Consider the following 11,156-nt stretch of genomic DNA (forward strand, 5'->3'; position numbering starts at 1 on the left):
GAGCCCGGTAAAGGCACGCGGGCGGACGGTGTTTGACATCGCCGCGAGGGGTGAGCCGCAAGGAAGAGACCCCGGCCGTCCGGCAGCACACCCGGAAAGACCGGGCGCCACGCCAGGGAGGGACGACACCATGTGCGAGCAGCACGCGACGACTGCCCCGGCTGTGCCTCGGCAGAGCCGCCGGACCATGGCGTACCGGCCGGCCGACGCCCGCAGAGATGTACGCCGCGCGGTGACCGAACGCTGTCGCGACCGCGCGCTCACCTGCGCCGACGAGACCCTCGAGGACGCCCTGCTGGTCGCTTCCGAGCTGACCGCCAACGCCATCCTGCACGGCGGCGGCATCACCCGCTTCGAGGTCGACGTCGACGCCCGCGGCGTACGGCTCTCGGTGAGCGACCGCAGCGACGAACTCCCGGACACCACCGCCCGGCTGGACACCGACCGGAGCCGCACCGGCGGCCGGGGGTGGCCCATCGTGAGCCTCCTCGCCCGTGACGTACGAGTGGCCGGACTCCCGCGCGGCGGCAAGTGCGTCACCGCCGTCGTGCCCCTGCGCTGAACACGGCCCCTTCCCGGCCGCGCACCCGCCATCGTCAGGAGCGCTCGTTCATGCCGATCCACCCCGCGAACACCCCTTCCGCCGAAGCCGCCCGGCCCCGGCGGAGCCACGACGACGCGCCCGACACCGCCGGTCTCTTCACCCGCCTCGCCGCACTGCCGGACGGCCCCGGACGCGAGGCCCTGCGTGCCGAACTCACCACCGCCTGGCTGCCCATGGCCCACCGCATCGCCGGCCGCTTCCGTGACCGGGGCGAGAACGTGGAGGACCTGCGCCAGGTGGCCGCGCTCGGCCTGGTCAAGGCCATCGACCGCTTCGACCCCGGACGCGGCGCCTTCGAGAGCTACGCCGTGCCCACCATCACCGGCGAGGTCAAGCGGCACTTCCGGGACCGCACCTGGGCGCTGCGGGTGCCGCGCCGGGTGCAGGAGCTGCGCAACCGGGTCCGCGTCGCCCGCCGCGACCTCACCGAGCGGCCCGGCAGCCAGGCCCCCAGCGTGGCGGGCATCGCCGGGCACACCGGGCTCACCGAGGCGGAGGTCACCACCGGGCTGGAGGCGCTGGAGAGCTACAGCACCCTCTCGCTGGACGCCGAACCGGCCGGCGAGGGCGGCACGCTCACCGACAGCCTCGGCGCCCCCGACCCCGCCTACTCCGTCGTCGTCGACCGCGAGGCCGCCCGGCGCAGCCTGAGCCGCCTGCCCGAACGCGACCGGGACATCCTCTACATGCGCTTCTTCGAGGACCTCTCCCAGAGCCGTATCGCCGCCCGCCTCGGCATCTCCCAGATGCACGTATCCCGCCTGCTGCAGCACATCTGCGCCCGCGTCAGGGCCGAGGTCCAGGACCCTCGCGCGGACGGGCCGCTCAAGAGGTAGAGGCGGCCGTCACTTCTTCGCCGCCTCCACCTTCACCGGGACGCCCAGCGGGCGAGCGAGGCCGGAGACCGCCTCGTCCAGGCGCTGGAGGTGCCGCAGGACGCGGTCGGTGACGCGGCCGTAGCGAGGGGTGGCCAGGGTGCCGGGTTCCAGCATGGAGGCGATGCTCGGACCGGTCTCCAGCTCGGCCGACGAGTGCGGGTCGCGGACGTGGTCGGCGATCGCCTCGATGTTGTGCACGATCCGGCTGCACACCCCGCGCAGCCGGGGATCGGCCGCGATCGACGGGTTGCTGGGCAGCAGCTCCGCCGTGGCCGCCAGCGACCGCCCGTGATAGGCGCAGGTCTCCAGCAGCGCCACCACGTACCGCGCGGTGTCCCGGCGGGAGCGCAAGGGGGTGACCGGGTGGGTGAGCGGCTTGGCCGCGGCGTGCAGATCGGCCAGCGCCTGGTCCAGCTCGCGGGCCTGGTCCACCAGATCCGTGTGCGGCTGCCCGCTGAGCTGGTCCACGGCCGCCTGCGTCAGCTCGGCCAGCTTGTCCAGCACCTTCACCAGCAGCTCGTTGGTACGCCGGTCGGTGCGCACCGGCAGTACGACCGCCGCCGTGATCACCCCGCAGGCCGCCCCCAGCGCCGTCTCCTCCACCCGCAGGACCAGCACCGACGTGCTGTACGTGTTCAGCAGGGTGTAGAGCAGCCCCAGCGCCGCCGTCACGAAGAACGACATCAGCGTGTACGACAGGGGGGCGGTGTAGAACATCGCGAACACGAACACCAGCACCAGCGCGAACGCCGTCCACGTGTGGTGTCCCACCGCACCGGCCAGCCCGATTCCGGCGACCACCCCGAGGACGGTGCCGAGCAGCCGCCGGCCGCCCTTCACCAGGATCTCCCCGGTGGAGGTGGTGTTGATGAACACGATCCAGCAGGTCAGCACCGCCCAGTACCAGCGCTGGTGGGACAGCAGCTCACCGCCCATGATGGCGAGCGACGCCCCCACCGCCACCTGGATGGCCGCCCGCGTCGTGGGACGCCGGAGCCCGGTCTCCTCGGGCGTCTCCGCGTCGGGTTCCTCGCTGACCTCGATCGCCGCGTCCTCGGCGTCCAGCTCCTCACGGGACCGGCTGGTCGCCGGGGTGTCGTCCGACTCGTCCTGCGGGCCGTCCAGCGCGGTCCGCAGACCCAGCACCGCGCGCGCCGCCTCACCGATGCCGCGGAACACGTCCTGCACGGCCGGGGACGCGTCGGGCAGGTTGTCCTCCTCGCGGTAGCCCAGCAGCCGGTTGCGCACCTGGGCCAGCGCCGTCCCGGACGTCTCGCCCACCGGGCGCAGCACCAGCAGCCGCAGGGCCTCCAGGTCCCGGCGCATGGTCTCCGTCGCGGGGTCCCGCACCGGCAGCATCCGGCCGGGCGGCACCGGCGCGCCCGGCAGATGCAGGGTCAGGGTGTCGGTCCGCTGGGCGCTGCGCGCCGTGAGCAACATCAGGCCGAGCCGCTCCGCGGCGATCTCGGCGTCCGCGACACGCCGCCGCACCAGCCGGGCGACCGCGTCGTCGGAGGTGCCCCCCTCCAGCCGGCCCTGGATCATCAGCGCCGTCTCGTGCAACCGGGCCGTACCCGTGCGCAGGTCCTCCACGACCTTGTCCACGTCGTCCGGGCTCGCGTCCAGCAGCTCGATCTGCGTGCCCAGCAACTGCCCCAGCCGGGCCCGGAAGGCACGCCGCAGCCGGTCCAGCGTGCCCGCCTCCGTCTGCGGCATCAGCACGAACCGGGCGAACGCGCTGCACCCGACCCCCACCGTGATCACGATGTACAGCGAGGGGAGCATCGACGGCGTCGCCCGTACGAACAGCGACAGGAAGTAGACCTGGAAGCCGATCAGCCCGAGCCCGGTGGCCCGGTCGCCGAACCGGCGCCCGTAGACGGCGGCGAAGATGATCACCAGGAAGGAGATGTCGCTGACCAGCGGCCATTGGTTCAGTACCGCCCCCGCCGACACCGCGGCCAGCGCCACCGGCAGGGCCAGCGCCACCGTGACGGCCTGCTTGCCGCGGTCCGTCTCCCGGACGGCGAAGGTCGCCGCCATCGCCGCCATCGCGCCCGCGACCAGCTGGGGGACCGGGAAGCGCAGCGAGGCCAGCAGGATCAGGGTGAGGGCGATCGCGGCCACCGTGCGCAGGCCCGCGATCAGCCGCAGCAGTCCCGGATCGGACGCGGCGAGCCGGTCCCACAGCCGTACCAGAAGCGCCCGTCCCCTTGCCTTCACGCCGCCGCGCTCTCTCTCCCGTGCCGGACCATGATCTACGACCCAGGATGTCACGACGCCCCGCCAAGCTCGCCGCCGGCCAGCGGACACGGGTCCGGCGCGCCCGCCCCCTGGATCACGGGCCGAGCCGCCGGAGGCCGCCGCCCCCGCGACGGGACGGCGGCCTCCGGCAACCCGGCTCACCCGGTTCAGCCTCCGGTCACCTTCCCCCGCACCTTGCCCTCCGCCTCGGCCTTCCGCACCTCTTCGCGGACCTGTTCCGGCGTCAGATAGGAGTCGGTGTACTCGAAGTCCTTGAGCTGGGCGGGCTTGCGGGCCTGGAAGCCGGTACGGACGAAGTCGTCACCGGCGACGGCGTTCAGCAGCCAGTTCACCAGCACCCGCGCCTTGGCGACCCCGGTGCGCAGCGCGGACCAGTGGTAGCCGCGCGCCACGGCCTGGGCGAGGATGCCGTGCAGCTCGATGCCGAGCGGCCGGGACACCGCGTCCTTGCCGCCGAGGTCGACCACGAGACCGAGGTCCTTGTGGACGTACGGCTCCAGCGGCTCGCCGCGCAGCGAGTGGATGATGTTGTCCGCCACCTTCGGGCCCTGCCGCATGGCGTGCTGCGCGGTCGGCGGGCAGATCGCGCCCTCCTCGCCCTTGGCGAGGTCCGGCACGGCCGCCGCGTCACCGAGCGCGAACACCCCGTCGTGGCCCGGCACGGTCATCTCCGGGGTCACCGCGAGCCGCCCGCGTACCGTCTCGGCCCCCATCGTGGCGATCAGGGGGCTCGCGACCACACCGGCCGTCCAGATCAGGGTGTGCGACGGGACCACCCGGCCGTCGGTGAAGGTGACCTCGTCCTCGGTCACCTTGGCGACCGACACCCCGAGGGAGACGTCGATGCCCCGGTCGCGCAGGATCTTCAGCGCCTGCTTGCCGAGCCGGTCGCCCAGCTCCGGCATCAGCTTCGGCGCGATGTCGATCAGATGCCAGCGGATCAGGCTCGGGTCCAGCCGCGGATAGCGCCGGACCGCCGCATGGGTGAGGCGCTGCAGGCAGGCCGCCGTCTCCGTGCCCGCGTAACCGCCGCCGACCACCACGAACTGCAGGCGCGCCGCCCGCTCCTCGGGGTCGTCGCTGGCGTCCGCGAGGTCGAGCTGCGAGATGACGTGGTCACGGATGTACGCGGCCTCAGCCAGCGTCTTCATGCCGAAGGCGTGCTCGGCGAGGCCGGGGATGTCGAAGGTGCGGGTCACGCTGCCCGGCGCCAGCACCAGGTAGTCGTAGGGCTCGTCGATGATCTCGTCGGTGATGCTGCGGATGATGCAGACCTTCGCCTCCAGATCCACCCCGATCGCCCCGCCCGGAATGATCCGGGTGCGGTACTTCTTGCTGCGGCGCAACGAGATGGCGATCGACTGCGGCGTCAGCACGCCGGAGGCGACCTGGGGCAGCAGCGGAAGGTAGAGCTGGTAGGAGAACGGCGTCACCAGGGCGACGTCCGCCTCGTCGGGGCCGAGTTTGCGCTCCAGCCGGCGGACGCACTCGACTCCGGCGAAGCCGGCGCCGATCACCAGAATCCTGGGTCGTCGTGTCACGGTGTTGTTCCCTTCTGCGGCTCCCGTCGGTCCGGATGGACGCCGTTCGCATGCCCGGGACCACTGCCACCACACCCGATCCCACCGTGCTCCGAGCCGTTCCGCCAGTCGGAAGCGCCCGGCGGCGAAGGCGTGGGCAGCACCCTGCCCCTCCACGGACCGGAGTAACCCGATTCCGCACCGGTACACCTTTCGGCGCTCTCACCAGGGCAGGAAGACGTGGATGTCCTTGCCGTCCTCGACCACCACCACGCTGACCTGGTCGCACAGGGTGTGCACCAGATGCCAGCCGATACCTCCGCCGCCCGAACTCGGCCTGAACGGACGCGGCTCGGGCATCACCGAGCTGGTGTCGTGCATGGTCACGTGCACCCCGTCGAAGGTGCGCCGCATCCGCAGCCCGAACGGGCCCGGCGCGAACTGGACCGCGTTGGCCGCCAGCTCCGTGACCACCAGCAGGATGTCGTCCCAGTACTCCGGCGCGCTGGGCGGAGCCTCCCGGGCGAGCCCGCGCAGGAAGTCCTCGGCCGCGAGCCGCGCGCCCGTGACGTTCGGAAGTTCGCCGGGAAAGCAGTAGGCACGCTCGTGCGCCCTCTCGGAGGGAGGTGTGCCGTCCCAACGCCGTTCTGTCGCCATCTCGCATTCCCCGGCCCGGTCTCCCGGAGCGGGCCCGGATACGGGCCTCGCACTCCGGGGCGGTCATCGTCGCTGGTCAGTTCACCAGGGCGGGTTCCCAGCGCGACGCGGATTACGCGTGATCGTGACACCCAACGGGGGAGCGGCTCACCGGAACACGTCGTCCGGCTCGTCCCAGTCCGCCGGTTCCGGGCTCCGCCCGCCCCGCGCGGCACGCGAACGAGCCTTGTACATCGCGTCGATCTCGGCCGCGTAATGCCGCGCGATGACCTCCCGGCGCAGCTTCAGCGACGGCGTCAGCAGACCGTTGTCCGGGGCGAACGGCTCCTGCACGACCCGGTAGACCCGGATCGACTCGGCGCGCGACACCGTGCTGTTGGCCGACGCGATGGCACGGGCCAGCTCCTCGCGCAGCGCGTTCTCCTCGCGGCTCTCCCGTCCCTCGAAGTCTCCCTGGAGCGCCAGCGCGGCCCGCCAGTGCGAGAGGAACTCCGGGTCCAGGGTGATCAGCGCGCCCATGCAGGGCCGGTCCTCGCCGACCACCACCGCCTGGTGGATCAGCGGGTGCATCCGCAGCCGCTGCTCCAGCGGGGCGGGCGCCACGCTCTTGCCGCTCGACGTGACGATGAGGTCCTTCTTGCGGCCGGTGATCGTCAGATACCCCTCCCGGTCCAGCCGCCCGATGTCCCCGGTCGACAGCCAGCCCCCGCGCAGCACACTCCGGGTGCGCGCCTCGTCGCCGACGTAGCCCTGGAACACCGACGGGCCGTGCACCAGGATCTCCCCGTCCTCGGCCACCCGGACCTCGGTGCCCGGCAGCGGCACGCCCACCGTCCCCGACTTCTCCCGGCCCAGCGGCTGCATGGTGATCCCGCCGGAGGTCTCCGTCAGCCCGTACCCGTCGTGGATGTACAGGCCGATGCCCTCGAAGAACAGGGACAGTTCGCGGCTCAGCGAGGACCCGCCCGAGGTGCCCCGCCGGGCCCGGCCGCCGAGGGCGGAACGGAGCTTGCGGTACACCGTGCGCTCGTACAGGGCGTGCTGGAGCCGCAGATCCAGTCCGGGGCCCGTGCCGATGCCGAGCCGGGCGCGCTCCTCGGCCTCCGCGAAGTCCCGCGCGGTATGCGCCGCCCGCTCGAACAGCGCGCCTCGGCCCGCCTGCTGAGCCGTCCTCAGGAACGTCTTGTACAGCTTCTCGAACACCGACGGGACGCCGTAGAGGTACGTCGGCCGGAAGGTGCTCAGCGCCGAGGCGAGCGCCTCCTCGGACACGTCCGGCTCGTGCGCCATCAGGAAGCCGCCGCGCAGGCACAGCGTCTGGATCATGATGCCGTAGACGTGCGAGAACGGCAGGAACGCCAGTACCGAGGGCTGCTCGCCCGGCTGCGCCGCCGTGTGGCCCCAGCCGGCCAGCAGCACGTCGCACGGGTAGGCGAGTCCGCGGTGGCTGAGCGCGCAGCCCATCGGGCGGCCGGTGGCGCCGGAGGTGTAGGTGACCGCCGCGGTGGAGTCGGGCAGCACGATCCGGCGCAGCGACTCCACCGTGGTCAGCGGGATGTCCACGCCCCGCTCGGTGAGTTCGGGCAGCGCGCCCGCGTCCAGTTGCCAGACGTGCTTGAGCCGGGGGAGCGCCGCGCACACCGTGCCGACCGTCATCACGCCCAGCTCGTCCTCGACGGCCACGGCCACGCAGCCCGCGTCCCGCAGCATCCACTCCACCTGGTCCCGCGAGGACGTCGGGTGGATCGGGACGATCTCCGCGCCCACGGTCCACAACGCGTGCGCCAGCAGCGTCCACTCGTAGCGGTTGCGGGCCATCAGGGCGACCCGGTGGCCCGGTGAGATCCCGGCGGCCACCAGCCCCTTGGCCAGCCCGACCACCTCGTCCCGCAGCTGGCCGGCCGAGACCGTCTCCCAGCCGCCGGGGGCACCCTTCGCGTGCCGGGCGAGCAGGGGGAGACCGGGGTTCTTCTCGGCTCTTTCGAAGACGGTGTCGGCGAGCCCGCCGGCGGGCGGCGGGAACGCTGCCGGAGCGGAGGCGACGTCGCGCATGCGCTGCTCCTGGAAGTACGGAGGGTGACCCCGCCGATCGGCTCTGTGTCGGCGGTGCACGAATGTAGCGCGGGGAAGCGGTTTCGGTGCCGGGAAGGAGAAAGTCGTGATCCCCTGATGACCTGCGGGTGTCCGGTGGGTCCCGGGTGCCGCCCTTCCGTGCGGGTATCGGCGCGGCCGCCCGGGCACGCCGAGAGGGGCGGCCGGGGTCGTCGTGACCCCGGCCGCCCCTCGCCGGGAGCCGGTCGCGGCGGGCTCAGCGGGCGGGCGTGAGCCAGACCGTGGCGAGCGGCGGCAGCGTCAGCCGCAGCCGGCCGTCCTCCGGGCAGAGCTTGCCCGCGTCACCCACCTGCACACCGCTGCCGCCGTACCGCACCGCGTCGGTGTTGAGCACCTCCTGCCAGGCGGTCACCTGCTCGGGCACCCAGAGCCGGTAGTCCTCCCGGACCACGGGCGAGAAGTTGGACACCGCCAGCAGCGGGGTGCCGTCCTCGGCGTACCGGACGAACGCGAAGACGTTGTCGTCGGCCGCGTCGCACATCGACCACTGGAAGCCGCCCGGATCGGTGTCCCGCTGCCACAGCGCCGGGGCGTCCCGGTACACCGTGTTCAGGTCCCGCACCAGGTCCCGCATGCCCCGGTGGTCGGCCGCCGAGTGGTAGTCGTCGGCCAGCAGCCACCACTCGGGCCCGTGCTTCTCCGACCACTCCGCGCCCTGTGCGAACTCCTGCCCCATGAAGAGGAGCTGCTTGCCGGGATGCGCCCACATGAAGCCCAGGTACGCCCGGTGGTTCGCGCGCCGCTGCCACCAGTCGCCGGGCATCTTCGACACCAGCGCCTGCTTGCCGTGCACGACCTCGTCGTGGGAGATGGGCAGCACGTAGTTCTCGCTGTACGCGTACACCATCGAGAACGTCATGTCGTGGTGGTGGTACTTGCGGTGCACCGGCTCCTTCTGCACGTACTCCAGCGAGTCGTGCATCCAGCCCATGTTCCACTTCAGCCCGAACCCGAGACCGCCGCTGTCGGTCGGCCGGGTCACGCCCTCCCACGCCGTCGACTCCTCGGCGATGGTCACCACACCCGGGCAGCGCCGGTACACGGTGGCGTTCATCTCCTGGAGGAACGCCACCGCGTCCAGGTCCTCGCGCCCGCCGAACACGTTCGGCGCCCACTGCCCGGAGTCACGGGAGTAGTCGAGGTAGAGCATCGAGGCGACGGCGTCCACGCGGAGCCCGTCGATGTGGAACTCCTCGCACCAGTAGACCGCGTTGGCGACCAGGAAGTTGCGCACCTCGGTCCGGCCGAAGTCGAACTCGTAGGTCCCCCAGTCCGGGTGCTCCGCCCGCCTGGAGTCTCCGGGCTCGTACAGCGGGTCCCCGTCGAACCGGGCCAGCGCCCAGTCGTCCTTCGGGAAGTGGGCCGGCACCCAGTCCATGATCACGCCGATGCCCGCCCGGTGCAGCGCGTCCACCAGGAACTTGAAGTCGTCCGGCGACCCGAGCCGCGGGGTGGGCGCGTAGTACGAGGTGACCTGGTAGCCCCACGACCCGCTGAACGGGTGCCCGGCCACCGGCATCAGCTCGACATGCGTGAAGCCCAGGTCCCGTACGTACGCGGGCAGCTCCGCGGCCAGCTCGCGGTAGGTCAGCCCCGGCCGCCAGGACGGCAGGTGCACCTCGTACACCGACATCGGAGCCCGGTGCACGGGGGTGTCGCCCCGGTGCGCCATCCACTCGGCGTCGTCCCACGCGTAGCGGGAGGAGGTGACGACCGAGGCGGTGTCCGGCGGGACCTCGGTGAGCCGGGCCATCGGGTCCGCCTTCAGGAACCGGTGGCCGTACCGCGAGGTGATCTCGAACTTGTACTTCGCGCCCTCACCGATCCCCGGCAGGAACACCTCCCAGACCCCGGCCGCGCCCAGCGAGCGCATCGGGTACTGGGTGCCGTCCCAGAAGGTGAACTCCCCGGCCAGCCGCACTCCTTGCGCGTTCGGCGCCCACACGGTGAACCGGGTGCCCTGGACCCCTTCGTGGGTCATCGGCTCGGCGCCCAGCGCCTTCCACAGTTCCTCGTGCCGGCCCTCCCGGATCAGATGCAGATCCAGCTCACCGAGCGCGGGCGCGAAACGGTACGGGTCGTGCACCGTCTGCTCGCCGTCGTCGTAGGCCACCACCAGCTCGTACGCGGGAATCTCCGGGTACGGCAGCACGGCCGAGAAGAGACCGTCGCCCTCGGAGACGAGCGGCGAGCGCACCCCGTCGGCCAGGACGCTCACCTCCCGCGCGTTCGGGCGCAGGGCACGGAACAGGACTCCGCCCGGCACCGGATGGGCGCCCAGCAGCGCGTGGGGGTCGTGATGCGCGCCGCCCAGCAGGCGGTCGCGCTCCTCGCCCGCGAGGGCGGTGCCCGAGGTGCGGACGGGGCCCGAGGTCTCGGGCGGCGAAGTGTCGCGCAGTGCCATGATTCAGCCTCTCCACTCGGCGAGCCGCTCGATGGCCGCCATCGGGACCGGAAGCCAGTCCGGCCGGTGTCTCGCCTCGTACAGCACCTCGTACACCGCCCTGTCCGTCTCGTGCGCGCGCAGCAGCGCGTGCTCCTTGCGTGGGTCCCAGCCCGCACGGGCCGCGTAGCCCGCGCAGAACGCCTCCCGGCAGCGGCTGGCCCACTCGGGCCGCCAGGGGCGGCGCTGCCGGGCCGCGTAGTCGAAGGAGCGCAGCATCCCGGCGATGTCACGCACGGGGGACTGCGCGGTCCGCCGCTCGGCGAGCGGACGGGAGGGCTCGCCCTCGAAGTCGATGACGAACCAGTCGGCCCCGGCGCGCAGCACCTGACCCAGGTGCAGATCGCCATGGACGCGCTGGGCGGCCGGCCCGGAGTCGCGGGCGGCCAGCGCCCCGAAGGCGGCCCTGAGGCCCGGCACATAGGGCCGCAGCCCCGGCACCGCCCGCGCCGCCGCGTCCAGGCGTACGCACATCGCGGCGGCCGTGACGCCGTTCTCGTCCCCGCCGGCCGCCGGGAACGCCCCGGCCAGCGCGAGGTGGACCTCGGCCATGGCGCCGCCCAGCTCGCTCGCCTCGGTGGTGAAGTCGTCGCCCCGCGCCAGCGCTTCGAGTGCCAGCTCCCAGCCGTCGACCGCGTCCGGCAGGAACGGCTGGAGCACGCCCAGCGTGGCCGGGC

General features: G+C 72.7%; 7 protein-coding genes and 1 pseudogene. 2 read left to right on the top strand and 6 right to left on the bottom strand.

Annotation, left to right across the window (positions count from 1 at the left end):
- Window positions 1-130 precede the first annotated feature (130 nt).
- Both CCN33_RS03760 and CCN33_RS03765 read left to right on the top strand, forming a co-directional pair.
- A complete protein-coding gene (locus CCN33_RS03760; protein WP_086691068.1) occupies window positions 131-562 on the top strand; it encodes an ATP-binding protein in 432 nt (143 codons plus the stop codon).
- 50 nt (window positions 563-612) lie between these two features.
- A complete protein-coding gene (locus CCN33_RS03765; protein WP_086691070.1) occupies window positions 613-1,440 on the top strand; it encodes a SigB/SigF/SigG family RNA polymerase sigma factor in 828 nt (275 codons plus the stop codon).
- A gap of 9 nt (window positions 1,441-1,449) precedes the next feature.
- Here the strand turns inward: CCN33_RS03765 and CCN33_RS03770 are convergent, their stop codons facing one another.
- From CCN33_RS03770 to CCN33_RS03795, 6 genes and pseudogenes are all read right to left on the bottom strand, one after another.
- Entirely contained in the window at window positions 1,450-3,705 is a 2,256-nt protein-coding gene (locus CCN33_RS03770; protein ID WP_244173610.1) for an FUSC family protein, read from the bottom strand.
- A gap of 188 nt (window positions 3,706-3,893) precedes the next feature.
- Window positions 3,894-5,288 (bottom strand): NAD(P)/FAD-dependent oxidoreductase, encoded by a 1,395-nt coding sequence (locus CCN33_RS03775; protein ID WP_244173612.1) that lies wholly within the window; start codon window positions 5,286-5,288, stop codon window positions 3,894-3,896.
- A gap of 201 nt (window positions 5,289-5,489) precedes the next feature.
- Window positions 5,490-5,924: an ATP-binding protein gene (locus CCN33_RS03780; protein ID WP_086691074.1), complete on the bottom strand. Its 435-nt coding sequence runs from the start codon at window positions 5,922-5,924 to the stop codon at window positions 5,490-5,492.
- Window positions 5,925-6,071: 147 nt separating this feature from the next.
- Entirely contained in the window at window positions 6,072-7,976 is a 1,905-nt protein-coding gene (locus CCN33_RS03785; protein ID WP_086691076.1) for an AMP-dependent synthetase/ligase, read from the bottom strand.
- Window positions 7,977-8,232: 256 nt separating this feature from the next.
- The gene (gene glgB / locus CCN33_RS03790; protein ID WP_086691078.1) at window positions 8,233-10,440 is read right to left on the bottom strand and encodes a 1,4-alpha-glucan branching enzyme; all 2,208 of its coding nucleotides are present in this window, start codon (window positions 10,438-10,440) and stop codon (window positions 8,233-8,235) included.
- 3 nt (window positions 10,441-10,443) lie between these two features.
- A pseudogene (locus CCN33_RS03795) lies at window positions 10,444-11,156 on the bottom strand (maltokinase N-terminal cap-like domain-containing protein); the annotation flags it as partial.

It is taken from the genome of Streptomyces recifensis (assembly GCF_002154615.1).
GTDB classification, from domain to species: Bacteria; Actinomycetota; Actinomycetes; order Streptomycetales; family Streptomycetaceae; genus Streptomyces; species Streptomyces griseoluteus.